The organism is Dankookia sp. P2 (assembly GCF_050632255.1).
Classification (GTDB): Bacteria; Pseudomonadota; Alphaproteobacteria; order Acetobacterales; family Acetobacteraceae; genus Paracraurococcus.
This window is the reverse complement of record NZ_CP192581.1, coordinates 5,944,539-5,967,521: the sequence shown is the minus strand read 5'-3', so window position 1 is coordinate 5,967,521 and position 22,983 is coordinate 5,944,539. Positions and strand designations below refer to the sequence as shown.

The 22,983-nt window shown below is 71.4% G+C and carries 18 protein-coding genes and 6 pseudogenes; 10 read left to right on the top strand and 14 right to left on the bottom strand.

From position 1 onward, the window contains the following. Positions 1 to 21 precede the first annotated feature (21 nt). From ACQ86J_RS35470 to ACQ86J_RS35440, 7 genes and pseudogenes are all read right to left on the bottom strand, one after another. Positions 22 to 996 (bottom strand): Bug family tripartite tricarboxylate transporter substrate binding protein, encoded by a 975-nt coding sequence (locus tag ACQ86J_RS35470; RefSeq protein ID WP_431269192.1) that lies wholly within the window; start codon positions 994 to 996, stop codon positions 22 to 24. Continuing rightward, a complete protein-coding gene (locus ACQ86J_RS35465) occupies positions 929 to 2,287 on the bottom strand; it encodes an alpha/beta fold hydrolase (RefSeq protein WP_431269191.1) in 1,359 nt (452 codons plus the stop codon). Before ACQ86J_RS35465 ends, ACQ86J_RS35470 begins: the two co-directional genes overlap by 68 nt. A gap of 49 nt (positions 2,288 to 2,336) precedes the next feature. Next, positions 2,337 to 2,788: pseudogene (nrdR, locus tag ACQ86J_RS35460) on the bottom strand (transcriptional regulator NrdR). A 27-nt stretch (positions 2,789 to 2,815) separates the two neighbouring features. Continuing rightward, positions 2,816 to 4,120: a serine hydroxymethyltransferase gene (gene glyA, locus ACQ86J_RS35455; RefSeq protein ID WP_431269190.1), complete on the bottom strand. Its 1,305-nt coding sequence runs from the start codon at positions 4,118 to 4,120 to the stop codon at positions 2,816 to 2,818. 24 nt (positions 4,121 to 4,144) lie between these two features. Next, positions 4,145 to 4,594, bottom strand: coding sequence for a ribose 5-phosphate isomerase B (rpiB, locus tag ACQ86J_RS35450; protein ID WP_431269189.1), 450 nt, complete (start codon positions 4,592 to 4,594; stop codon positions 4,145 to 4,147). A 159-nt stretch (positions 4,595 to 4,753) separates the two neighbouring features. Continuing rightward, complete coding sequence (locus ACQ86J_RS35445; RefSeq protein WP_431269188.1) at positions 4,754 to 5,572, bottom strand: hypothetical protein; 819 nt, start codon at positions 5,570 to 5,572, stop codon at positions 4,754 to 4,756. Positions 5,573 to 5,645: 73 nt separating this feature from the next. Next, positions 5,646 to 5,738, bottom strand: a pseudogene (locus ACQ86J_RS35440) (hypothetical protein); the annotation flags it as partial. A gap of 285 nt (positions 5,739 to 6,023) precedes the next feature. Between ACQ86J_RS35440 and ACQ86J_RS35435 the strand changes: the two are divergent. From ACQ86J_RS35435 to ACQ86J_RS35420, 4 genes and pseudogenes are all read left to right on the top strand, one after another. Further along, positions 6,024 to 6,746 carry a PLP-dependent transferase gene (locus tag ACQ86J_RS35435; protein ID WP_431269187.1) on the top strand — a complete coding sequence of 241 codons (723 nt, stop codon included), beginning with the start codon at positions 6,024 to 6,026 and terminating at the stop codon, positions 6,744 to 6,746. Further along, positions 6,653 to 7,324 (top strand): PLP-dependent transferase, encoded by a 672-nt coding sequence (locus tag ACQ86J_RS35430; protein WP_431272647.1) that lies wholly within the window; start codon positions 6,653 to 6,655, stop codon positions 7,322 to 7,324. The genes ACQ86J_RS35435 and ACQ86J_RS35430 overlap by 94 nt, the downstream gene beginning before the upstream one ends. After that, positions 7,321 to 8,341, top strand: a pseudogene (gene hemB / locus ACQ86J_RS35425) (porphobilinogen synthase). The gene ACQ86J_RS35430 and the pseudogene hemB overlap by 4 nt, the downstream one beginning before the upstream one ends. A 72-nt stretch (positions 8,342 to 8,413) precedes the next feature. Continuing rightward, positions 8,414 to 9,205 (top strand): SDR family NAD(P)-dependent oxidoreductase, encoded by a 792-nt coding sequence (locus tag ACQ86J_RS35420; RefSeq protein ID WP_431269186.1) that lies wholly within the window; start codon positions 8,414 to 8,416, stop codon positions 9,203 to 9,205. A gap of 162 nt (positions 9,206 to 9,367) precedes the next feature. Here the strand turns inward: ACQ86J_RS35420 and ACQ86J_RS35415 are convergent, their stop codons facing one another. The 6 genes and pseudogenes from ACQ86J_RS35415 to ACQ86J_RS35390 form a co-directional block, all read right to left on the bottom strand. Further along, positions 9,368 to 10,183 (bottom strand): alpha/beta fold hydrolase, encoded by an 816-nt coding sequence (locus tag ACQ86J_RS35415; RefSeq protein ID WP_431269185.1) that lies wholly within the window; start codon positions 10,181 to 10,183, stop codon positions 9,368 to 9,370. 303 nt (positions 10,184 to 10,486) lie between these two features. Then, on the bottom strand, positions 10,487 to 11,275 hold the full coding sequence (locus ACQ86J_RS35410) for an alpha/beta fold hydrolase (protein WP_431269184.1): 789 nt from the start codon (positions 11,273 to 11,275) through the stop codon (positions 10,487 to 10,489). 320 nt (positions 11,276 to 11,595) lie between these two features. After that, entirely contained in the window at positions 11,596 to 12,801 is a 1,206-nt protein-coding gene (locus tag ACQ86J_RS35405) for a CaiB/BaiF CoA transferase family protein (protein ID WP_431269183.1), read from the bottom strand. Between the two features lie 72 nt (positions 12,802 to 12,873). Then, positions 12,874 to 14,159, bottom strand: a pseudogene (locus ACQ86J_RS35400) (SLC13 family permease). A 38-nt stretch (positions 14,160 to 14,197) separates the two neighbouring features. Beyond that, positions 14,198 to 14,452 (bottom strand): hypothetical protein, encoded by a 255-nt coding sequence (locus ACQ86J_RS35395; RefSeq protein WP_431269182.1) that lies wholly within the window; start codon positions 14,450 to 14,452, stop codon positions 14,198 to 14,200. After that, a pseudogene (locus ACQ86J_RS35390) lies at positions 14,431 to 15,547 on the bottom strand (malonyl-CoA decarboxylase). Before ACQ86J_RS35390 ends, ACQ86J_RS35395 begins: the two are co-directional and overlap by 22 nt. A 366-nt stretch (positions 15,548 to 15,913) precedes the next feature. Here ACQ86J_RS35390 and ACQ86J_RS35385 point away from each other — a divergent pair. The 5 genes from ACQ86J_RS35385 (at position 15,914) to ACQ86J_RS35365 (ending at position 19,246) form a co-directional block, all read left to right on the top strand. Continuing rightward, positions 15,914 to 16,621, top strand: coding sequence for a GntR family transcriptional regulator (locus ACQ86J_RS35385; protein ID WP_431269181.1), 708 nt, complete (start codon positions 15,914 to 15,916; stop codon positions 16,619 to 16,621). Positions 16,622 to 16,700: 79 nt separating this feature from the next. Beyond that, entirely contained in the window at positions 16,701 to 18,212 is a 1,512-nt protein-coding gene (locus tag ACQ86J_RS35380) for an aldehyde dehydrogenase family protein (protein WP_431269180.1), read from the top strand. A 5-nt stretch (positions 18,213 to 18,217) separates the two neighbouring features. After that, complete coding sequence (locus ACQ86J_RS35375) at positions 18,218 to 18,523, top strand: hypothetical protein (RefSeq protein ID WP_431269179.1); 306 nt, start codon at positions 18,218 to 18,220, stop codon at positions 18,521 to 18,523. Positions 18,524 to 18,782: 259 nt separating this feature from the next. Then, on the top strand, positions 18,783 to 18,974 hold the full coding sequence (locus ACQ86J_RS35370) for a hypothetical protein (protein WP_431269178.1): 192 nt from the start codon (positions 18,783 to 18,785) through the stop codon (positions 18,972 to 18,974). Positions 18,975 to 19,084: 110 nt separating this feature from the next. Continuing rightward, positions 19,085 to 19,246, top strand: coding sequence for a hypothetical protein (locus ACQ86J_RS35365; protein WP_431269177.1), 162 nt, complete (start codon positions 19,085 to 19,087; stop codon positions 19,244 to 19,246). A gap of 87 nt (positions 19,247 to 19,333) precedes the next feature. Here the strand turns inward: ACQ86J_RS35365 and ACQ86J_RS35360 are convergent, their stop codons facing one another. Continuing rightward, on the bottom strand, positions 19,334 to 20,377 hold the full coding sequence (locus ACQ86J_RS35360) for a zinc-dependent alcohol dehydrogenase family protein (RefSeq protein ID WP_431269176.1): 1,044 nt from the start codon (positions 20,375 to 20,377) through the stop codon (positions 19,334 to 19,336). A gap of 207 nt (positions 20,378 to 20,584) precedes the next feature. Here ACQ86J_RS35360 and ACQ86J_RS35355 point away from each other — a divergent pair. Continuing rightward, positions 20,585 to 22,977: pseudogene (locus ACQ86J_RS35355) on the top strand (penicillin acylase family protein). Positions 22,978 to 22,983: the final 6 nt, after the last annotated feature.

Sequence of the window (22,983 nt, the reverse complement as noted above, 5' to 3'; positions counted from 1 at the left end):
GCGGCGGGAAAGGGGGCACCGCTACTGCATCTCGATCCCGGCGGCCTTGATGACGGCGGCATTGCGGTCGATGTCGGCGGCGATGCGGGCGCGGAAGGCCTCCGGCCGCAGCACCATGACCTCCCCCTGGCTGAGCAGGAGCTGGCGGGTGGCCGGCGCCGCGGCTGCGGCCTCCATCAGCCCGACCAGCCGGTCGAGGATCGCCGGCGGCAGCCCGGCGAGGGCGACCAGCCCGTTCCAGAAGGTGAAGACGAGATTGGGATAGCCAGAAGCGGCCAGGGTCGGCACCTCAGGCAGGTCGCGCCAGGGCGCCGGACCGGTGACGGCGATCAGGGTCAGCGCGCCGGACCGCATCAGCGGCGTCGCGGAGGGCGTCTCGAGCATCATGTCCACGTCGCCGGCAACGAGCGCGTTCTCCGCCGGCGCGGCGCCGCGGAAGGGGACGTGCAGCAGGCGGATGCCGGCCGCGGCGGCAGATTGCTCCATGTAGAGGTGCTGGAGGTTGCCGTTGCCGCCGGAGCCATAGCTGAGTCCGCCCGGATTGGCGCGGGCCAGGGCCAGCAGCTCGGCCAGCGTGCGGATGGAGCTGGTGCGCGGGCTCTTCGGCGAGGTGGTCAGGATGAAGGGGCTGAGGGTGATCGAGGCGACCGGCAGCAGGTCGCGCAGCGGGTGGTAGCGGATGTCCCGGTAGAGCAGGTGGTTGACCGTCATGGTGCTGGTGTTGCTGACCAGCAGGGTATGGCCGTCCGGCTCGGCCGCGGCGACCGCGGCGGCGCCGAGGCTGCCATTGGCGCCCGGCTTGTTCTCCACCAGCACGGGCTGGCCGATCCGGGCGCGCATGTCCTCGGCGAGGATGCGGGCGCAGAGATCGGTGGAGGCGCCGGCGGGATAGCCGACGATCAGCCGGACCGGGCGGCTGGGCCAGGCCTCAGCCGCGCGGGCGATCGCAGGGATGGCGAGCGCGCCCAGCAGGGCGCGCCGGCGGAGCGGCGGCATGGCCTTTCTTCCTCCCGTTTCGCGGGAGCAGACCAGAGGCGCGGGGCGGCGTCCAGCGCTGCGCCCGTCGTTGGCCCCGGCCGGGAGGAAGCAAGGCCGGGGAGACGGTGTTCTCCCGTCGGACGCCATGCGTCCAACCCCTCATCGATTTCGGTGAGTCGGACACCCGCCGCGCGGTGAGCGCCAACCCACAAGAAGCAAAGATGGGGCGTGGGGAGGAAATGCCTTTTCCTCCCCGATCTTCCTTTTCGGCCGGCATATTCAGCCCGGCCAAGCCGCCGGCACCCGCTGCGCCAGCCAGCGGGCGAGCGCGGCGTTCACCGCCGCCGGCTGCTCCTGCGCCATCCAATGGCCGGATTGCACCACCACCTCGGTCAGGTCGGCGCAGGCCGCGCGCATCGGCCGGGCGAGTTCGCTGTCCATCGTCTCGCAGGTGGTGTCGCAGGCGCCATGCAGGAACAGCACCGGCATGCCCAGCCGGCCGCCATCCGGCGCGCGGGCGGCATAGGCCGCATTGGCGGCGTGGTTGAGGTACCAGGAATCCGGCCCGGCGAAGCCGGTGCGGGTGAAGCGCCGCGACGTAGCGGCTATGGTCGGCCGGGGTCAGCACCGCCTCGTCCAGCGGTACGTCGGGCGCGCGATCGGCGCCGCCGAACCAGCCGCCATCGCGGCGGATCGTCGCGGTCCGGCCGGGCTTGCCGCGCGCCGCCGGGTTGCCGCGGCGGAACAGGGCGCGGACGGTCGCGTCCACATCCGCCTCGAACACCGCCCGGGCCCGGGCCGGGTTCTCCTCGTAGAAGAACTGGTAGTCCCATTGCCCGGCCGGGTACTCGGCCGCCGGATAGGTGCGGCGGTCGACCAGCGCGATCAGGTTGGGCAAGGCGAAGCCGGCGGGGATGTAGGGCACGCAGAGATTGGCGACCGCCACGCAGCGCTCCGGGTGGTGCGCCGCCAGGCTCCAGACCACCGGGCTGCCCCAGTCATGGCCGATCCAGACCGCCCTCTCCCGCCCCAGCCCCGCCAGCAGCTCCAGCATGTCGGCCGTGATTGCCTCCAGCGCGTAGTCGGGCGGCGCGGGATGGACGGAGGAGCGGCCATAGCCGCGCATGTCAGGAGCGATGCAGCGGAAGCCCATGGCGGCGAAGCAGGGCAGCTGGTGGCGCCAGCTGATCGAGAGCTCCGGCCAGCCATGCAGGAAGACCAGCAAGGGCCCGTCGGCCGGGCCGCAATCGAGGTAGAAGCTGGTATGGCGCGCAGTCCGCACCACGCCCTCGCGCCAGGCCTGGTCCATAAATGCCTCCCCGCGACCTTGCCGCCCCGGCATCAGGATGCGGCGGCCGCTAGCCTCCGTCCATCTTACCGAGGAACTCGCGGAAGTCCTTCGCCTCGCCGAAGTTCTGGTAGACGCTGGCGAAGCGGACATGGCCACCTGGTCCACCTCCTTCAGCGTCAGCATGACGATCTCGCCGATCTGGCGGGAGGTGACCTCGCTCTCGGCCTCGGTCTCCAGCTTGCGCTGGATGCCGTTGACGATCCGCTCGATCCGGTCCTCGTCCACCGGGCGCTTGCGAAGCGCGACGCGGATCGACCGCGCCAGCTTCTCCCGGTCGAAGGGCACCCGGCGGCCGTCGGTCTTGAGGACCGTGATCTCGCGCAGCTGGACCCGCTCGAAGGTGGTGAAGCGGCTGCCGCAGGAGGGGCAGGACCGGCGCCGGCGGATGGCGGCATTGTCCTCCGCCGGGCGGCTGTCCTTCACCTGGGTGTCGTCGCTCCCGCAGAAGGGGCAGCGCATATCCTTGCCCTCCCCTTCCCGGCCGGCTCAGGCCGGGTAGATCGGGAAGCGCTGGCAGAGGCCGAGGACGCGGGCCTTCACCCCCTCCTCCACCGCCGAGTTGGCCGCAGGGTCGTTGGCCCGGGCCAGCCCGTCCAGTACTTCGCCGATCAGCTTGCCCACCTCGCGGAACTCCGCCTCGCCGAAGCCGCGGGTGGTGCCGGCCGGGGTGCCGAGGCGGACGCCGGAGGTCACCATCGGCTTCTCCGGGTCGAAGGGGATGGCGTTCTTGTTGCAGGTCAGGTGGGCGCGGTTCAGCGCCGCCTCGGAAGCCTTGCCGGTCAGCTTCTTCGGCCGCAGGTCGACCAGCAGCAGGTGGTTGTCGGTGCCGCCGGTGACGAGGTCGAGGCCCTGGGCCTTCAGCTCCTCGGCCAGGGCCGCGGCATTGGCGACCACGGCGCGGGCATAGCTGCGGAATTCGGGCTTCAACGCCTCCCCGAAGGCGACCGCCTTGGCGGCGATCACGTGCATCAGCGGGCCGCCCTGCAGGCCGGGGAAGACCGCCGAGTTGAACTTCTTGGCCAGCGCCTCGTCGTTGGTCAGGATCATGCCGCCGCGCGGGCCGCGCAGGGTCTTGTGCGTGGTGGTGGTCGCCACATGCGCATGCGGGAAGGGCGACGGGTGCGCGCCGCCGGCGACCAGGCCGGCGAAATGCGCCATGTCCACCATGAAATACGCCCCGACCTCGTCGGCGATCTCGCGGAAGGCCTTGAAGTCCCAGACCCGGGCATAGGCCGAGCCGCCGGCGATGATCAGCTTCGGCTTGTTCTCGAGCGCGATGCGGCGGACCTCCGCCATGTCGATCCGCTGGTCCTCGCGCCGCACCGTATAGGGCACCGGCTTGAACCACTTGCCCGAGAGGTTGGCGGCCGAGCCATGCGTCAGGTGGCCGCCGGCCGCGAGGTCGAGGCCCATGAAGGTATCGCCCGGCTGGAGCAGGGCCAGGAAGACCGCCTGGTTGGCCTGGGCGCCGCTATGCGGCTGCACGTTGGCGAAGCCGCAGCCGAAGAGCTTCGTCGCCCGCTCGATCGCCAGGGTCTCGGCGACGTCCACGTATTCGCAGCCGCCGTAGTAGCGGCGACCGGGATAGCCCTCCGCATACTTGTTGGTCATCACCGAGCCCTGGGCCTCGAGCACCGCCCGGGAGACGATGTTCTCCGAGGCGATCAGCTCGATCCCGTCCTGCTGCCGGCCGAGTTCCTGGCCGATCGAGGCGGCCAGCTCCGGGTCGGCTTCGGCGAGGGAGGCGGCGAAGAAGCGCTCGGGGATGCGGTAGGCGGTGGTCTCGTTCATCGGATCGGCCCTGGAAAATAGCGGTCAGGCAGGCAGGTTGATCTTGTCGAGGCGGCGCTGGTGGCGGCCGCCCTCGAATTCAGTGCCGAGGAAGGCGGCCAGCGCGTCCAGCGCCACTTCCGGCCCGGTGGTGCGGGCGCCGAAGCAGGCCACGTTGGCGTCGTTATGGGCGCGGGTCAGCCGCGCCTCGGTCGTGCCGTGCAGGACGGTGGCGCGGATGCCGGCATGGCGGTTGGCGGCGATCTGCATGCCGATCCCGGTGCCGCAGACCAGCACGCCGAAGGTGGCCTTGCCCGCTTCCACCGCGGCGCAGACCTGGTGGGCGAAATCCGGGTAGTCGACGCTGGCGCTGGCATTGGTGCCGAAATCGACCACGGCATGCCCGGCGGCGGCCAGGGCCTCCTGCAGGGTGGCCTTCAGCGGCAGGCCAGCATGGTCGCCGCCGATGGCGATGGTGAGGGGCGCGGGGCTCATGATGCAGACCTACCATGCGCAGGGGGTTGGGGCGATGGCAAACCCCCAAGGCTAGTACCCCGGGAGTCCGTGGCCGGCAGATGGCAGCCCGGCCAGCGCCGCGCCAGGGCCGGAATCCGCAAGGCCGCCATGCGGGCAGCGGAATGGCGCCCCCGGGGGTCAGCCCGTCTCCCGCGCCGGCGCGCCAGCGGCGAAGCCGGCCGGCAGCGGCGGCAGGCCGAACAGGCCGGGTATCCGGCCCAGGACCCGGCCGGCGAGCAGCGACAGCGTCACCGCCGCCAGCGTCGCCAGCAGCACCCAGGCAGTCCGCGGCAGGGAGTCCGGCCGGTGGAACAGCAGGAAGAAGACCCGCATCACCAACGGGTGGAGCACATAGATCGGCAGGGTGTTGCGGCCGACCAGGATCAGCCCGCGCGCCAGCGGCCCGCCCCAGGCCGCCAGCCAGACCGCCGCGCCGAGCCCGGCGGGCACCGCCAGCAGCGCCAGCACCGCGGTGACCGGGGTGCCGAACAGCGGGTCGACCCGCACCGCGAAGCGCGTCGCCAGCGCCCAGAGCAGCCCGACGCCGAGCAGCGCCGGCCAGGCGCCGAGCCGCGGCGCCATTGCCCAGAGCCAGGCCGAACGCGACGCGCCGAAGGCGAAGAACGGGTAGTACCAGAGCTGGTCGATGGCGGTGGCGCCGCTGGCCCGGCCCCAGTCGAGCAGGCCGGGCACCGCCAGCAGCAGGGCGATGGCGGCATGCAGCCAGCCGGGCAGCCGGGACAGCAGCAGCGCCAGGCCGAAGAAGACGGCCAGCGCGTAGAAGAACCAGTGGTCGTCCTGTGCCGTGACGAACAACCGGGCCAGGCTGGGCGGGCTGGTGAAGATCGGCTCCATGCCGAAGGGCCCGAAAGGGTCGAGCCGAAGCTGGAGGAACCGCCCCAGCGCCCACCACAGCACCAGCAACCAGAGATAGCGGCCTACCCGGTGGACCAGCACGCCGCGCGCGCGCGCGCGAGGACCCCGCCCCGAGCACGCCCGAGATCAGGAAGAACAAGGGCTGGCGCAACGGCACCAGCAGCTCGTTCAGCAGGTGCAGATGCTCGTCGTTCTGGCCGATATGGCGCAGCGCATGGTCGACATGCAGCAGCACCACCAGGACCATGCAGGCGCCACGCGCCAGGTCAGGCCATGCCAGCCTTGCCTTCGGGACACGGGGCGCCATGCCCACGCCCGCCCGTGTCCCCGCCACCGCATCCATGCCCACTGGCCCCGCCGGCCTGCCCGGTCCTGATCATCTAGGTCGGCAACCGCCATCGTTGCATTCACGACGCCAATAGTGCGCTACACCTCCGGGCGAGCGGCGCCGCCCCTTCCGCGGCGCCGCCGGAAATGCGACGACTGCGCCGGAAACGCCCCACAGAGCGGACCAAGAACACGGAGACCCAGCATGTCGAAGCCCGCCTGGACCAGCCCCGAGACCCTGGCCCTGCATGGCGGCAGCCACCGGGCCGACCCGACCACCGGCTCGGTCGCCGTGCCGATCCACCAGACCACCAGCTTCCAGTTCCAGGACACCGGCCACGCCGCCCGGCTGTTCGGGCTGCAGGAGCTGGGCAACATCTACACCCGCATCATGAACCCGACCCAGGACGCGCTGGAGACCCGGGTGGCAGCGATCGAGGGCGGCGTCGCGGCGCTGGCCGTCGCCTCCGGCCAGTCGGCCACCGCATTCTGCGTGCTGAACCTGACCGGGCCGGGCGACAACATCGTCTCCTCGACCGACCTCTATGGCGGGTCCTGGAACCTCTTTGCCAATACCATGAAGCAGATGGGCGTCGAGGTCCGCTTCGTCGACCCGGCGGACCCCGAGGCCTTCGCCCGCGCCACCGACAGCCGCACCCGTGCCTACTATGCCGAGGTCCTGCCCAATCCGAAGCTGCAGGTCTTCCCCATCGCGGAAGTCGCCGCCATCGGCCGCAAGCTCGGCGTGCCGCTGATCATGGACAACACCGCCGCCCCGATCCTTTGCAAGCCGCTGCAGCACGGCGCCGCCGTGGTGATGCACTCGACCACCAGATCATCGGCGGCCATGGCACCTCGATCGGCGGCATCGTCGTCGATGGCGGCAATTTCGACTGGGAGGCCGGCGGCGCCCGCTTCCCCACGCTGAACAGCCCGGACCCCAGCTATCACGGCGCAGTCTGGACGGAGGCGGTGAAGCCGCTCGGCCCGATCGCCTACATCCTCAGGATGCGCACCTGCCTGCTGCGCGACCTCGGCGCCGCCACCACGCCCTTCAACGCCTTCATGGCGATCCAGGGCCTGGAGACGCTGCCGCTGCGGATGGAACGGCACTGCGCCAACGCCATCCGCGTCGCCGGCTGGCTGGCCGAGCAGAAGGGCGTGACGCGGGTGATCCACCCGAGCCTGCAGAGCGGCGAGGCGAAGCGCCGCGCCGATGCCTATCTGAAGGGCGGCTATGGCAGCCTGATGGGCTTCGAGCTGGCTGGCGGGATGGAGGCCGGCAAGCGCTTCATCGACGCGCTACAGATGTTCTACCATGTCGCCAATATAGGCGATGCGCGCAGCCTGGCGATCCACCCCGCCAGCACCACCCACAGCCAGCTCTCGGCCGAGGAGCAGGCGCAGACCGGCGTGACGCCGGGCTATGTCCGCCTGTCGATCGGCATCGAGCATATCGACGACATCATCGCCGACCTCGATCAGGCCCTGAAGGCAGCAGCATGAGCATCGCCACGCCTACGGGGAGCTTCCCCAACACCCGCATGCGCCGCAACCGGCGGGACGGCTGGACCCGCCGGCTTGTCGCCGAGAACACGCTGAGCGTGGACGACCTGATCTGGCCGATCTTCATCCGCGAGGGCACCGGCCAGACCACCGACGTGGCCTCGATGCCGGGCGTCGTGCGCGTCACGCTCGACCGGCTGGCGGGGCATGTCGAGAAGGCCGCCGCGCTCGGCATCCCGGCGATCGCGCTCTTCCCGATGACGCCGCCCGGGATCAAGGACGCGGAGGGGCGCGAGGCGCTGAACCCCGAGAACCTGATGTGCCGCGCGGCGCGCCTGCTGAAGCGCGGATTTCCCGACCTCGGCCTGGTCGGCGATGTCGCGCTCGACCCTTATACCGACCACGGGCATGACGGCGTGATCCGCGACACGCGGGCAGGCGAGTATGTCCACAACGACGACAGCGTCTCGATCCTGGTCACCCAGGCGGTCAACCAGGCGGAAGCCGGCATCGACGTCATCGCGCCGTCCGACATGATGGACGGCCGCATCGGCGCTGATCCGCCAGGCGCTGGACGCGAAGGGACTGATCGACACGCGGATCATGTCCTATGCGGCGAAGTATGCCAGTGCATTCTATGGCCCGTTCCGCGACGCGGTCGGCTCGGGCAAGGCACTGCGCGGCGACAAGAAGACCTACCAGATGGACCCCGCCAACACCGACGAGGCGTTGCGCGAAGTGGCGCTCGACCTTGCCGAGGGCGCCGACATGGTGATGGTCAAGCCGGGCATGCCCTATCTCGACATCGTCCGCCGGGTGAAGGACCGCTTCGGCGTGCCGACCTTCGCCTACCAGGTCAGCGGCGAATACGCGATGATCATGGCCGCGGTGAACAACGGCTGGCTCGAGCACGACCGGGCGATGATGGAAAGCCTGCTCGGCTTCAAACGGGCCGGCGCCAATGGCGTGCTGACCTACTTCGCCGTGCAGGCGGCGCAGCTGCTGCGCACCGGCTGAGGCAGCGCGGCCCCTTCCCTTGACCTACCCCGTCGCGGTGCGTCTCATGCGCCGGGATGGGGAGCGGTAAACATGAACGATGATTGGCTGGGCCTCGGCGGAAAGATCGCCGTCGTCACCGGCGCGGCGGGCGGCATGGGCCGCGCCATCGCCGCCTCCTTCGTCGAGGCCGGCTGCGCCGTCGCGCTGCTCGACCGCGAGCTCGATGCGCTGAAGTCGCTGGAACGCCAGTTGCTCGATGCCGGCGGCCGGGTCACCGCCATCCTCTGCGACACCGGCAGCGAGGGCAGCATCGCCGATGCGGCGCTGACCAGTTCGGACCGGCTCGGCGCCGCCGACATCCTGGTGAACAATGCCGGCATCCTGCGGCCGGGCGCGCTCGCCACGCTGCAGCTGGAGGAATGGAACACGCTGCTCAACGTGAACCTGACCGGCTATCTCCTGTGTGCCCAGGCCTTCCGCCACCAGATGATCGGCCGCGGCGGCGCGATGGTGCATATCGCCTCGATCGCCGCGAGCAACCCGCAGCCGCGCAGCGGGGCCTACAGCGCCTCGAAAGCCGCGGCCGCGATGCTGTCGCGGCAGCTGGCGCTGGAATGGGGCCCGGACGGCATCCGCAGCAACGTGGTCAGCCCCGGCTTCATCCGCACCCCGATGTCGGAAAGCTTCTACCAGCAACCCGAGGTGAAGGAGCGGCGGGAGAAGATGCTCCCCAGCCGGCGCATCGGCACGCCGCAGGACATCGCCGATGCGGTGATCTTCCTCGCCAGCCCGCGCAGCGCCTACGTGAACGGCGGCGAGATCCTGGTCGACGGCGGACTGGACCAGGTGATGATGGAGCTGACGCCGCGGCCGGGATTCTAGAAGGCCGGGGAGAAGGTATTCTCCCGCCCCCTCGTCTGTCTTCCTGAATCTGGCACTCGCCGCTTGGCGGGCGTGCGCCTCAAAAAAGGCATAGCTGGGGTTTGGGGGGAAATGCCTTTCCCTCCCCAAGGCTTGCCTGCCTCGCCGCGACGCGCACCGGCGTCAAGCGGCCTCGTCGACGCTACCGGCCGGTTCCGCCTGCCCCGCCGCCACGCCTTCGAAGAAGCCGCCAATCGCCCGCACCGCCATCGCTTCCGCCCGCCAGTCATAGAAGCCGCAATGCCCGCCGCCGCCGACCAGCAGCGGCAGCACCGCCGGGCAGGCCTGCCAGTCGATCCCCTCCATCGAGCCGATCGGCACCAGCGGGTCGTCCGCCGCCAGCATCACCAGCGTCGGCACCCGGATCTGCGGCAGCATGGCGGCCGGGCGGTTCACCTCGCAGAACACGTCATAGGACGGGTAGCCGAAGCGCGGCGCGGTCACCCGCGCCTCGAATTCCTGCACCGAGCCGGCTTCGCGCGCCGCCTGGCGCAGCGCGGGCGGCAGGTCGCGTGCCGGCACCGCCAGCACCTCCCGCCGGTACATCGCCAGCAGGGCGCGGCCGAGGACCGGGTTGGCGTCGATCGCCGCATGCGCCAGTTCGGGCTGCAGCGGCGGGGAGATCGCCGCGACGCCGAGCAGGCGCGGCAGCCCCGGCGTCGACGCCGCCCGGCCGAGCAGCAGCAGCGCCAGCGCGCCGCCGAGCGACCAGCCGGCGATCACCACCCCTTCCCCGGCCAACGCCGCCGGCAAGGCCGCCAGCGCCTGGGCCAGGTCCTCCGACCGGCCGAGATGGTAGTGGCTGGTGCTGTGCGGCTGGCTCATCGGGCTGCCGCGCAGGTTCAGCCGCAAGACGCGGAAGCCGCGCCGCAGCAGGCCGCGCGCCGCCTCCCGCAGATAGGGGTCGTCCTCGCCGCCGCACAGGCCGTGTACCAGCACCGCCAGGGAAGCGGACGTGGCGCGTCCGGGAAATGCAGCATGGCGGCCAGCGCGTCGCCATCGTCCAGCGGCAGCCAGAGCCGATGGCCCTCCGGCAGCGCGGCGGGGATCGGCCAGCGCAGGGCGCGGATCGTCTGCAGGCGGCCGGTCAGCCAGGGCGGGCGGGGGTGGAAGGGCAGCATGCAAGCGGCAACGCGGAACTGGGGAAAAGGTATTCCCCGCCTCCCGCCTTCCCTCGCCGCGGCGCCGCCGGGTCAGGCGGCCGACAGGAATCCGAGATAAGCCCAATCTGCGCCGGGTCCATCAGCGCCGGGGCATGGCCGCAACCGGGATCTCGGCCAGCCGGACGCCGGGGCGCCGGGCCATGGCGCGGGCCGTCTCGACCGGCAGCAGGTCGCTCTCGGCCCCGCGCAGGACCAGCACCGGCGCGGTCACCCGCGTCCAGATCGGCGAGAGGTCCATGTCCACCGGCTCGGCGCCGCGGAAGGGCGCGGCGATCGCCGGGTCGTAGTGCAGCGCGACCCGCCCGCCCGTGCCGGGCCGGGACGAGGTCTCGGCGAGGTACCGCCATTCGGCATCGCTTAAGCGCCCGAAGGGCGCATGCACCGTGCGAAGATAGCGTTCGAGCGCCGGTACGTCCGCGAAATCGCCGACCTCGCCCAGGTAGTCGCCAATCCGGGCGAGCGATTCCTTCGGCACGAAGGCGCCGATGTCGTTCAGCACCAGGCGGCGGATCGGGTGGCCCGGTGTCGCCGCCACCACCATGCCGCAGATCCCGCCCAGAGACGTGCCGACCCAGTCCACCGGCCCGTCCAGCCGGGCCAGCAGGTGCGACAGCGCCGCGACATAGGTCGGCGGAACATAGAGCGTCGGGTCGGGCAGCCAGTCGGAGGCGCCGCGCCCCGGCAGGTCCGGGCAGAGCACCCGGCGGCCTTCCAGTGCCAGGGCGGCTGCCAAAGCGTCGAAGTCGCGCCCGGTGCGGGTCAGGCCATGCACGCAGACCACGGGCGCGCCGTCCTCCGGCCCCCATTCGGTCCAGGCCAGGCCGAAGAAGCCCTGCGGCAGCAGGTAGCGCAGGTGGTGGCGACGCATGGAAACCCCCGTCTCGTCCAGGCAGTCCGGTGGCCGTGATGCCCGGCGCGCGAGGCACCGGATGCCGAACGGATGTTTCCTTCCCTTTTCATGGTTCTAGCCCGGCGCCGGCGTGCCGGGAAAGCACGCCTGCGCGGGATTCGCCCCGCAGGCCAGCCCAATTCGGACCATCGCGGCCTGCGCCGCTCCGGTCACCGGACCGAATGACGGCCGGACCGATTCAGACCGTCGCGGCTCACGCCGCTCCGGTCATCGGACCGAATGACAGCCGGACCGATTCAGACCGTCGCGGCTCGCGCCGCTCCGGTCATCGGACCGGATCAGGTGATCCCCTTCTCCTGCAGCCCGGCGATCTCGGACTCGCTCATCCCAAGCAGGCCGCCCAGCACCTCCCCGGTGTGCTGGCCGAGCACCGGCGGCGGGCTTCGATAGGTGGGCGGAGTGGCCGAGAGCTTCACCGGGTTGGCGATGACCTTCACCGGCTCGCCGGTCGGGTGCTGCATCTGAACCACCATGTTGCGGGCGACGACATGCGGGTCGGCGAAGACCTGTTCCAGCGTGTTGATCGGGCCGCAGCCGATCTTCTGCGCCTCCAGCAGGGTGATCCACTCCGACGTGGTCTTCGACTGCATCACCGGCGTCAGCGTCGCCGTCACGTGGTCGCGGTTGGCGACGCGGATCGGGTTGGTGGCGAAGCGCGGGTCGGAGAGCAGGTGCTCCTGCCCGGTCGCCTTGCAGAAGCGCTCGAAGGTCGGGTCGTTGCCGACGGCCAGGATGATGTAGCCGTCCTTGGTCGGGAATTCCTGGTAGGGCGCGATGTTCGGGTGCTGGTTGCCGAGCCGTGGCGGGTTCTCGCCCGTGGCGAGGTAGTTCATGCCCTGGTTGGCCAGCCAGGCGACATGGGTGTCGAGCATGCCGATATCGATCTGCTGCCCCTCCCCGGTCGCGTTGCGATGGTTCAGCGCCGCCAGGATTCCGATGCAGCCATAGAGGCCGGCGAACAGGTCGGCGACCGGCACGCCGACCTTCTGCGGCGAGCCCTTGGGCTCCCCGGTCAGCGACATGACGCCGCCCATCGCCTGGATCAGCGCGTCGTAGCCCGGGCGCGGCGCATAGGGGCCGGTCTGGCCGAAGCCGGTGATCGAGCAGTAGATCAGCTTCGGAAATTTCACCTTCAGCTGCTCGTAGCCCAGGCCGTACTTGGCCAGCGCCCCGACCTTGAAGTTCTCCGCCAGGATGTCGCAATGCTCGAGCAGCTTCAGGATAAGCGCCTGACCCTCGGGCTTGCCGATGTCGACGGTGACCGACTTCTTGTTGCGGTTCACCCCGACGAAATAGGCGCTCTCCTTGGTGTTCGGGATGAAGGGCGGGGCGAAGCCGCGGGTGTCGTCGCCGGCCTCGGGCCGCTCGATCTTGATGACCTCGGCGCCGAGGTCGCCCAGCATCTGGGTACAGGTCGGACCCGCCAGCACGCGCGTGAGGTCGAGTACGCGGATGCCCTTCAAGGGCCCGTTCGGTTCCTGCATCGTCCACTCCCCTGTCGGTCGAATTCCACGCGTCTCATGCACCAGTGCGCCGCGGCTTCCTAGCCACCCCGCCTACATCCAACCCGGCACGATGAACAGCAGCCAGGCCAGCGGCGGGCCGGCCAGCACCACCAGGATGCTGTAGACCAGGAAGCGCTTGTAGACGCGGTCGCGCTCCTCCGGCGCCGCATTGGCCACCACCAGCGCCCCGTTGGTCGAAAAGGGCGAGACATCCACCACCGTGGAGGAGATCGCCAGCGCCGCGACCATCCCCGCCGTGCCGATCTGGCCCTGCTGCAGGAAGGGTACCGCCAGCGGGATGATGGCGCCGAGCACCCCGACCGAAGAGGCGAAGGCCGAGACGACGCCGCCGATGTAGCAGAGCAGCAGGGCCGCCAGGAGCGGCGCGCCCATGCCGGAGACGCCCTGGCCGACGCTGTCGATGGCGCCCGATTTCTGCAGCACGCCGACATAGGTGATGACGCCGCCGACGAGCAGGATGGTGGACCAGCCGATCTTGTCCACCGCGCCCTTCTGCTCGTTCGGCGCGATCAGGGTCAGCACCACCGCCACCGACACGGCGACCAGGCCGACATTCAACCCGAAGACCAGGGCGCCGACCGCCAGCGCGGCGAGGCCCACCAAGGTCGCCACCTGCTGGAGGTTCAACGCATCCACCGCCGGCCGCGCGCCATGCGCGATGCTGGCATCGGCGTTGGTGCCATGGCCCTCGATGCCGACATCCGTCACCGGCGCCTGGGCGGCGCCGGCCGTCGCCATCCCGTGCCGCTTGCCGAGCAGGGCGCGGCCGCCGAAGGCGAAGAAGACGCCCAGCGCGCAGAGCAGGTTGAAGCCGAGGCTGGCGAGGAAGAGCGAAACCTCGCCGACCGGCAGGCCGGACCGGGCCACTACCTGGTTGGTGATGCCGCCATAGATCGAGATGGGAGAGAAGCCGCCGCCCTGGGCGCCATGGATCACCAGCAGGCCCATCAGCAACGGGCTGATGCCATAGGCGCGGGCGGATTGCAGGGCGACGGGGGCCAGGATGGCGCAGGCCGCGGGCGAGACAGCGCCGACCGCGGTGAGCGCCGCGGCGACCGCGAACATGATCCAGGGGATCGCCGCGATCCGCCCGCCCACCGCCCGCACCGCCTGGTGCACCAGCCAGTCGATCGTGCCGTTCTTCTGCGCGATGGCGAAGAGATAGGTGATGCCGACCAGGGTGACGAAGAGGTCCCCGGAAAGCCGGCGATGATGGCGTTCGACGACATGCCCACGAAGAGCGTGCCGATGAGGAAGGCCATCGCCAGGGCCAGCGCGCCCATGTTGATCGGCAGCGCGGTGGCCACGACGAACATGACGACGAGCCCCAGGATCGAGGCGGTTTGCGGGGACATTATGGTTTCCTCCCAGTGGGGCTGATCGGGGGCGGCCGATCAGCCCGGTTTGCCGCCGGCCTTCTCCTCGCCGCCCAGGAGGCGCGCGAAGGCGGAGCGTGAGGGGCGGCCGGCATCACCCGCGGCATCGACAGCAGCCCGTCGACCGCGGCGGAGCGGACCACCTGGCCGGAATGGACGAAGGCCTCGTGGTTCGCCTCGATCGCGTCGGGGTCATAGAGATAGTTGACCATCACCCCGTAGCTCTCGCGCATGCGCGCGCGGCGGTGTTGCCGAGCCAGTTGATGCGCTCCAGCTGCGCCCCGTTGCCGAGGTGGAAGCGGGCAACCGGGTCGATCCCGCCCATGCCGCTGTTCGGCCGGGTCAGGTAGGTCGCGGCCAGCCGCAGCAGCGGCGCCCGCAGCGCCTCGCGCCGCGGCTCGTCCTCCCACCAGGCGCCGGCGCTGACCGCCTTGAAGCCCTCGACCGGGTCGGTGCCGCCGAAGGCCGCCGCCTCCTCCGGCCGGAACAGCCCGCCTTCCGGCGGGCTGGCCAGCTGGCGGTCGAGCCAGCGGCGGAAGCCGGGCACCGGGGACAGGGTGGCGAAGCGGCTGAGCTGCGGCAGCTCCGCCTTCAGCTCCTCCACCACCTGCTTGATGAGAAATTGCCGAAGGAGATGCCGCGCAGCCCCTCCTGGCAGTTGGAGATCGAATAGAAGATCGCGGTGTCGGCCTCCCGCGCGCTGGCCGGGGCCTGGTCGCGCTGCAGCAGCGGCTGCACGGCATCGGCCATGCCGCGGACCAGAGCGACCTCGACGAAGATCAGCGGCTCCCCGGCAGCGCCGGGTGGAAGAAGGCGAAGCAGCGGCGGTCGGCCTCCAGCCGCCGGCGGAGGTCCTCCCAGCCCTGGATCTCGTGCACCGCCTCGTAGCGGATCAGCTTCTCCAGCACCGCGGCCGGGGTCTGCCAATCGATCCGCCGCAGCTCGAGGAAGCCGCGGTTGAACCAGGAGGCGAACAGGTGCTTCAGGTCCGCGTCCAGCAGCTTGAGCGCGGGGTCCTGGCGGGCGGCGGCGCCCAGCTCCTCCCGGATCCGGACCAGGGCCGCGGTGCCGCGCGGCGCCATGTTCATCCGCCGCAGCAGCTCCTGGCGCGGCGGCTCGGCGGCATCGGCCAGCCGCGCGGCGGTCTCCGCATCCGGCGCCGCCAGCCAGGCCTCGGCGGCCTTCCGCAGCTTCGCCGCATCCGGCGCGAAGCCCTTGGCGAGGAAGCGGAAGAAGGCGATGCGGTCCTCGGGCCCGAGCGCGGCCAGGCTCTCCTGCAGCTCCCGCGCCACGGCGGCGCCCGAAGCCTCGCCCCGTTCCGAGAGCATGGCCCTCGCCAGCCGGCGAGCACGTTCCAGCGGTGGCAGGCCGGAGCTCGGCACATCGGCATAGGCGCGGCCGCGATCGGCGATGCTGGACCAGAGGCGTTCCAGCCAGCCTCTGGTCTCGGAAACGCCGGTCGGACCCGGGCTGGGGCTGAGGCTGGGGCTCGGCGTGACCTGCGTCGCGGCGTCCTGCATGCAATCTCCCCGGGGCTGGAGCGCCCATGGTATTCAAAGCTTGTGTTTCACAACATTTCCGTATGCGCAAGCCTGCAGAATCGGCCCTTTTGTATAACGTTCGACGCTCGACCGCCGTCCCGGCCACTGGCATCATCGACAGTCCGGCCGGGACGCCGGCGGGAGGGCTGGTTCATGTCGCGTGGACGCAACGCGGAAGGTGCCGAGATCGTGCCCCTCGCCCCAGCGCCTGCCCTGGGCGCCACCACCCTGGCCGAGACCATCCGCGTCGCCCTGGCCGAGGAGATCATCACCGGCCGCCTCGCCCCCGGTACCGAGATCGAGGAGCAGCAGGCGGCCGAGCGTTTCGGCGCCTCCCGCACCCCGGTCCGCGAGGCGCTGCGCGAGCTGGCCGCGGCCGGGCTGGTGACGATCGAGCCGCGCCGCGGGGTGCGCGTCGCCGCCCTGACGCTGGAACGTCTGGGCGAGATGTTCGAGGTCATGGCGGAGACCGAGGCGATGTGCGCCCGTCTCGCCACCCACCGCATGACCGCGCCGGAGCGCTTCGCCCTGCAGGCGCTGCACGCGCAATCCGCCGCCGCGGTCGAGGCTGGCGACGTGGGCGGCTACGATGCGCTGAACCGGGAATCCCACTCGGCGATCTACCGCGCCACCCATAACGGCTTCCTGGCCGAGCACGCCCAGGCGCTGCGGCTGCGGCTGGCGCCGTTCCGCCGCGCGCAATTCCACGGCGAGGACCGGCTGCGCCGCAGCTTCGCCGAGCATGAGGCGGTGCTGCGCCAAGTGCTGCGCGGCGACGGAGAGGAGGCCGGGCGGCAGATGCGGGCGCATATGCTGACCGCGGGGGCGAGCCTGGCCAGCACCATGCGGGGACCGGGCTAGCCTGTCTTGCCGGGGGGCTGCGGGCGATCATCTTGCCGGCCGGCTGAACCACGGATTCCGTTTCGGGAGGACCCCCATAATGCTCGACCGGCCCCACCCCACCCCCGCCGATCCCTGCCTCGACCCCTTCGCGCTGGCCAAGGCGCTGTCGGGTTTCCACTTCATCGGCGGTGGCTATGTCCCGGGCCGCAACGGCAAGAGCTTCGCCGTGGTGAACCCGGCGACCGGCATCGAGGTCGCCCGCGCCGCCGAGGGCGATGCGGATGACGTCGATGTCGCGGTGCAGACCGCCGCTCGCGCCCAGAAGGAATGGGCCAAGCTCCCCGCCCGCAAGCGCGGCGCCATGGTGCATGCCTGCGCCGCCCTGCTGAAGGAGCACCAGGAGGAGCTGGCGCGGCTCATCGCGCTCGAGACCGGCAAGGCGCTGCGCACCGAATCGCGCGTGGAGGCCGGCGTCGTCGCCGATGTCTTCGAATTCTTCGGCGGCCTCGGCTCCGAGCTGAAGGGCGAGAGCGTGCCCTTCGCGCCCAACGTGCTGTCCGTGACGGTGCGCGAGCCGCTCGGCGTGGTCGGCGCCATCATTCCCTGGAACGTGCCGATGCTGCTGATGGCGCTGAAGGTCGCGCCGGCGCTGGTGGCGGGCAACACGGTGGTGGTGAAGTCGGCCGAGGAGGCGCCGCTCGCGGTGCTGCGCATCTGCGAGCTGATGAACCGCATCCTGCCGCCCGGCTGCTTCAACATGCTGTCGGGCTTCGGCCCGGAATGCGGCGCGCCGCTGGTGGACCACCCCAAGGTCCGCAAGGTGACCTTCACCGGCTCGGTCGAGACCGGCAAGATCGTCGCCCGCGCCGCGGCGAACAAGCTGATCCCGGTGACGCTCGAGCTCGGCGGCAAGTCGCCGATGATCGTCTTCGCCGATTGCGACTTCGACAAGACCGTCTCCGGCGCGCTGACCTCGATGCGCTTCACCCGCCAGGGGCAGAGCTGCACCGCGGCGTCCTGCATCTATGTCGAGCGGCCGATCTTCGACCGCTTCGTCGCGGCGATGAAGGACGCGGTGGACAAGATGGTCATGGGCGACCCGCTCGACGAGAAGACCGATATCGGCACCATCGTCTCCGAGGGCCAGCTCGAGAAGGTGCGCGGCTTCATCGAGGAGGGCACGAAGACCGCCGGCGCCACCGCGCATGTCTGCTCCGCCATGCCGACCGACCCGGCGCTGAAGAAGGGCCTGTTCATCCAGCCCGTCATCTTCACCGGCCTCGGCGCCGACAGCCGGCTGGTGCGGGAGGAAATCTTCGGCCCGGTCACCGTCATCGCGCCCTTCGACGAGCCGGAAGCGGTGCTGGCCGAGGCGAATGACAGCGAGTACGGCCTGGCCGCCAGCCTCTGGACCAACAACCTGAAGGTCGGGCTGGATCTGGCGCACCGGCTGGAAGCGGGGCTGGTACAGATCAACCAGAACCTCGTGGTGCAGGCCAACCTGTCCTATGGCGGGGTGAAGTCGAGCGGCCTCGGCAAGGAAGCCAGCCTCGAGGCGATGCTGGAGCACTTCACCCACAAGAAGACCATCATGGTGAACATGGGCTGAGACCCATGGGACGCGGCGCCGCCCGGCTGCGGCGCGGGCTCTGCGCCGCAGCCGCGCTCCTGCTCGCTGGCGGTGCCGCGGCGCAGACCGCCGGCGTTCCGGGGCGCGGCGGCTGCGCCGCGTATGAGGCGGAGTTCCCGGCGCTGGCCGGGCTGACCGAGGCGGCGGCGATCGCCGCGCTCGAGCGGATGCCCGGCATCCGCACCGTGCGCGTTGCCGGCGCGGGCGCGCCGGTGAGCCGCGACTGGCGGCCCGAACGGGCGACGCTGCTGCTGCGCGACGGCAAGGTCGACCGGGTGCTCTGCGGCTGAGATCCAGACCGCGGCGGGCACGAACGTCTTCATTGCATGATGCGTGCGGCGATTCCCTGGCCGGATGCCGGCCGGGCGGAGTCGCGCCCTCGGGCCGTCGCGCCTCGCCGCACCTCAATCCTCCATTGAACAGCCCCCAGGGCCAACGGGCCGCGCGGAGATTCCATCCCGCGGCCGGCGCGGCTGTGCGTTTGGACATTGTGCAACCAATCGGGTTCGGAAAAAGTATACAGCCTACGAACCGGAATGGAGACACCGCATGATGATCCAGCGCATTCCCTGTCCGCCGCATCCTGCGCCGGCCGCCGGCCAGTTCAAGGGACTGCATCTCGCCCTTCTCATGGTCCTGCCGGTCGCCCTGCTGTTCGGCGGCCTGGAAGTTGTCGCCACCCCGGAGCACATCGCCGCCATGGACCCCGTCCTCTGGCTCCTCGACGGTCCGGCGGGCTGACCCGGCCGCCGACCGAAGGCGGGAGACCCCGCATCCGGCTGCGCCGCTGTGCCGTATCGCACAGACAGGCGCGCCGGAGGTGGCGACCCTGCCATCCGAAGGAGGCCCGCATGAATCCGCATCCCCGCCACCGCAGGCCCGCCGGGCCGGTGCTGCTCGTGGCCGGCGCCTTCTGCTTCTGGCTTTTTGTCGTCAGCGCCCTGGTCGCGGTGCTGCCGGACCACGTCGCCTCGGCGGACCAGCCGGAGCGTGTGGCCTGGTCCGGGGACTGACCCCCGCGCTCCGTGCCGGCGCCATGGATCATGCGTGCCGGAGGCGGACACGGGCGGAGGCATGGGCTCCCCGCCCGCGCCGGCCGCTCAGATCAGGAAGACGCCCTTGCCGGTATTCTGCTGGTCGAACAGCTTGTAGGCTTCCTCCGCCTGGTCGAGCTTCCAGGTCTCGGTGAAGAGATCGTCAACCTTGATGCCGCGGTCGACGATGAACTGGGCGCATTCCTCCTGCCCGACGCTGGAGAAGGTCCAGGAGGCGACCACCGTCGCCTGCCGGCGCAGCATGTCGGGGGAGACGTCGATCGTCACCTCGCCCCCCTCACCGACGAAGCAGCAGGTGCCCCAGACCTTCAGCGACCGGATCGCCTGGATCCGCGCCTGCGGCGAGGAGGAGGTGTCGAGCGTCAGCTCCGCGCCGAGGCCGTGGGTCAGCTCGCGGATCGCCTCCACAGGGTCGGCATTGGAGGGATTGATGGTCTCGGCCGCGCCGAATTCCTTGGCCCGCTGCAGCCGCTGCGGCGAGATGTCGAGCGCGATCACCCGCGCGCCCATGGCGGTGGCCAGCTGCGTGGCGGAAAGTCCCACCGGCCCCTGGCCGAAGATGGCGATGGTGTCGTTGCCGGAGATGTTCATGCGCCGCAGCGCGCCCCAGGCCGTGCCGGTGCCGCAGGAGATGGCGGCGCCGGCCTGGAAGGTCAGCGCCTCGTGCAGCGGGACCAGGGTATTGGCGGGCACGCACATGTACTGCGCGTGGCCGCCATGCGCGTTGTTGCCGTACACCTTGACCGAGGTCTTCTGGCAGAGCTGCTGCCAACCGGTGCGGCAATGGCCGCAGGTGGTGCAGCCCTGGTAGTGGTGCACCATCACCCGGGCGCCCTCCTTGGCGACGCGCGGATCGACCCCGGGGCCGATCGCGGCGACCACGCCGCAGGGCTCATGCCCGGCGATGGTCGGGCCTTCCGGAGTCGCCAGGCCGTTGTTCTGCCGCACGCCGCGGGGACGGCGATACTGCTTCAGGTCGCTGCCGCACATGCCGGAGGCCTTCATCTCCAGCACCACCTCGCCGAAGCCCGGCGTGGGGTCGGGGAAGGAGATGATCTCCAGCTCCCGGTCACCGGTGAAGCGAGACACCGCGCATCGTTCCCTCCATGAATCTGGTTGTTGCCGCCGATGCTAGGGCCGGCCGGCGCGGGGCGAAACCCGTCTTCGCGCGGCGCGCGGCGAAAGCCCCGGCGCAAAGGCGGCGGCCCAGCCTTTGTTGAGCCAGCGACTCACGACCTGGGTATTTCCCCTCGGGGCGATCGCGGCTAGGTCGGAGGCGATGACGCATCCGATCGCGTGTCCGGCGCCGTGACTCGTCCCTCGCATGGCTGGCGCTGGCTGCGTCGCCTGCTGCTTGGCGCCCTGGCGCTGCTCCTCCTCGGCGCAGGCGGGATCGCCGGCGCCGTCTGGTGGACCGTCCCGGCGCGCGACGCGACGCTGCGGCTGCCCGGCCTCGCCGCCCGCGTCACCGTCACGCTGGACGCGCACGGTATCCCCCGCATCGCCGCGCGGACGGAAGCCGATGCCGCCATGGCGCTCGGCTGGCTGCATGCGCGCGACCGCCTCTTCGCCATGGAGCTGATGAGGCGCGGCGCCGCCGGGCGGCTGTCCGAGATCGCCGGGCCGGCGACGCTCCGCGCCGACCGCTTCGTCCGCACCCTCGGCCTGGCGCGGCGGGCGGCGGCGGACCTCGAGGCGCTACCGGTCGATGCGCGGGCCTTGCTGGAGGCCTATGCCGCCGGGGTGAATGCCTGGATCGCCGCGCATGGCCGCTTCGCCGCGCCGGAATTCCTCCTGCTCGGGGCGCCGGAGCCCTGGCGTCCGGAACACAGCCTGCTCTGGGCCAAGGTCATGGGCATCTGGCTGTCGGGCAATTGGCGGGCTGAGCTCGACCGCGCCCGGTTGGCGGCGATCCTCCCGGAGCCGCGGCAGCGCGAGCTCTGGCCCGAGGACACCACCGCCGGACGGCCCGACCTCGCGCGGCTGGACCCTGCCCATCTCGGCCGCCTTGCCGCCGCCCTGCCGCGCTTCCCGGAACCCGGCACCCTGCCGGGCTCCGCCAGCAATGCCTGGACGGTCGGCGCCGGGCGCTCGGTCTCCGGCGCGCCGCTGCTCGCCGCCGACCCGCATCTCGGCTTCCAGGCGCCGATCCTCTGGTATCTGGCAAGGATCGATCTGGCCGATGGGCGGATGCTGGCCGGCGCGACCAGCCCGGGCGTGCCGCTCATGGTGATCGGCCGCAACGCGGATCTCGCCTGGGGCTTCACCACCACCCAGTCGGATACGCAGGACGTCTTCGTCGAGCGGCTTGCCGGTTCGCATGGCTATGAGACGCCGGACGGCCCGCGGCCCTTCACGGTGCGGGAGGAGGTGATCCGGGTGCGCAGGGCCGCGCCGGTGACGCTGCGGGTGCGGGAGACGCGGCACGGCCCGGTGATCTCCGACCTGGACGAGGCGCCGCCCGCCGGCCGCGTGCTTTCCGTCGCCATGGCCAACCTGGCCCCGGCGGACTCCGCCGCGGCCGGGCTGCTGGCGCTGAACCGCGCCGGATCGCTGGCCGAGGCGCGCGCCGCCGCGGCGCTGATCTCGACGCCGCCGCAGAACCTGATGGTCGCCGACCGGGCGGGGCGGATCGGGATGTACCTCACCGGCCGCACCCCGGTCCGCCGCGGCGGTGACGGCACCCTGCCCGCCCCGGGCTGGGACGGCAGCCATGACTGGACCGGCTGGGTGCCCTTCGACGCCATGCCGCATGTCGAGGACCCGGAGAGCGGCGCCATCGCCAATGCCAACAACCGCCCCGCCCCGCCGGGCGGCCCGGTCTTCCTCGGCCGCGACTGGCCGGATGACGCGCGCTTCCGGCGCATCGGCGCGCTGCTCGCGGCTCGGCCGCAGCACGATGCCGCCGGCTTCGCCGCGATGCAGGCCGACACCGTCTCGATCTTCGCCCGCGACCTGCTCGGACCCGGGGCGCTGCTGCGGCGCCTGGCCCGGCCGCAGGGCGCCGCCGGCACCGCGCTGGACCTGCTGCTGGCCTGGGACGGCGATGTCCGGGCCGACCGGCCGGAAGGGCTGATCTTCAATGCCTGGATCGACCGGCTCGGCGAGCTGGCCCTGACGGCGGGCGGGGTGCCGGAGGGCGCCTGGACGCCGCGCGCCGGCTTCCTCCGCCTGGTGCTCTCGCCCGATGGCGCCGGCGGCGCCTGGTGCGGCGGCGATTGCGCCGCCCTGGCCGGCCGGGCGCTGGCGGAGGCTGTGGCCGGTCTGGCCGCCGGCCAGGGGCCCGACCCCGCCGCCTGGCGCTGGGGGCGGTGCATGTCGCCCGCTTCGAGCACCCGCTGCTGCGCGCCCTGCCCGGGCTCGGCTGGCTGACCGCGCTCGCAACGCCGACCGGCGGCGACGAATGGACCGTCTCCCGCGGCGGCATCCGCGGCTATGGCCCGGACCCCTTCGCCCATGTCCATGGCGCCGGGCTGCGGCTGGTGGCGGATCTGGCCGACCCGGATGCGACGCTGGCTGTGATCGCCACCGGCCAGTCCGGCAACCCGGCTTCCACCCATTGGGGCGACCTGCTGGCGCCCTGGCGGGACGGCCGGATGCTGCCGCTCGGCCAGGCGGCAGACGTGCTGGGGGGCGGATCACCCTCACGCCTTGATGTAAGACGAACCCCGTTGCGTCGAAGCGGTTGATTTCAG